Genomic DNA, 1,362 nt, shown 5'->3' on the forward strand with positions numbered 1-1,362 from the left:
GGTACCGTCAAGATTCTTTCGCAAATTGATCGAGGCGGCCTCGGCCCCGCCTTGCTCTAGCCCTCCGCCTTCTTGCTCAGCTCGTCCATCTCCTCCAGCTTCGACATGTCCAGGTACCTCCTCTTGCCCCATTCGTGCTCCACGATGTACTTCAGCCTCGCCGTCACCAGCATCAGGGCCGAGTTGCCGTCCGGGAAGGTCCCTACGACTCTCGTCCTCCGCCTGATCTCGCGGTTGATGCGCTCGATACCGTTATTGGTCCGGATTCTGCGCCAGTGCTCCGGCGGGAAGTCCGTGTAGGCGAGAGTCTCGGAGAAGCCGTCGCGCACCGTCCTCGCGGCCGCGCCGAGCCTCATCCCGTCCAGCTCGTCCGCCACCTCCGCCGCCTTCCTCGAGCACGCCTCGCGCGATTCCTGCGCGTGAATCGCCTTCAGCATGCGCGCCACGGCCTTCCTCCTGGTCACGGGCACCCTTCCCAACACGTTTCGGTAGAAGTGGACCGTGCAGCGCTGGTAGCGTGCCCCGGGGAACACCTCCTCGAGCGCACCGAGCATCCCCGCGCACTTGTCGCCGGTGACGAGCCGCACGCCGGAGAGCCCGCGCCCCCTGAGCCACGAGAAGAACTCGCGCCACGAGTCCGCCGACTCGGTGTAGCCCTCCGCGCAGCCGATGACCTCCCGGTCGCCGGTGGAGTTGACGCCGATGGCCACCAGAACGGCCACGTTCTCGTAGGACCCTCCCCAGCTGCGCTTGAGGTAGATGCCGTCGACGAAAACGTAAGGGTAATCGCCCTCGAGCGGCCTCTGGCGCCAGGCCTCGATGGACGCGAACGCCTTCTCGTTGAGGTTGGAGACGGTGCCGGAGGACACGGGCGCTCCCCAGAGGAGTTCGGAGACGTCCTCGATTCTCCTGGTCGAGACGCCCGCGAGGTACATCTCGACGATGGCCTCCTCGACCGAAGTCTCGCGCCTGCGGTAGCGCTCGATAACGGCCGTCTGGAAGGTCGCGCCGCGCAGCTTCGGCACGTTGAGCTCGACCTCTCCTGCCCCGGTGACGAGCTTTCTCGCGTAGTGGCCGCTGCGGTATGCCTCCCGGCCTGCCGTCCTCTCGTAGCGCCCGGCCCCTACGAGCTCGGACGCCTCCTCGTCGAGCAGCGCGTTGAGCGTCTCCTCGACGGTCTTCCTCACCAGATTCTTTATGTCCTTGCGCAGCGACTCCTCGTCGACTGTTACGATGTTCGCAGACACGGCCCGTGCCCCTTTCGTCGTTGATTTGTTGTTTAGCCGCTAGAAATCATATGACGGGGCGCGGGCCGTGTTCCGCTATGCGGTTGTCAATTTGCGAAAGAAATTATGCGTCACC

The 1,362-nt window shown here is 64.8% G+C and carries 1 protein-coding gene; it reads right to left on the minus strand.

Features of this window, described 5'->3' with window-relative positions; translation table 11 throughout:
• Positions 1-56: 56 nt before the first annotated feature.
• Positions 57-1,247, minus strand: coding sequence for an IS256 family transposase (locus DWW73_RS10015; RefSeq protein ID WP_117648577.1), 1,191 nt, complete (start codon positions 1,245-1,247; stop codon positions 57-59).
• Positions 1,248-1,362: the final 115 nt, after the last annotated feature.

Origin of the sequence: Collinsella sp. AF16-8 (genome assembly GCF_003462695.1) — a bacterium.
Classification (GTDB): domain Bacteria; phylum Actinomycetota; class Coriobacteriia; order Coriobacteriales; family Coriobacteriaceae; genus Collinsella.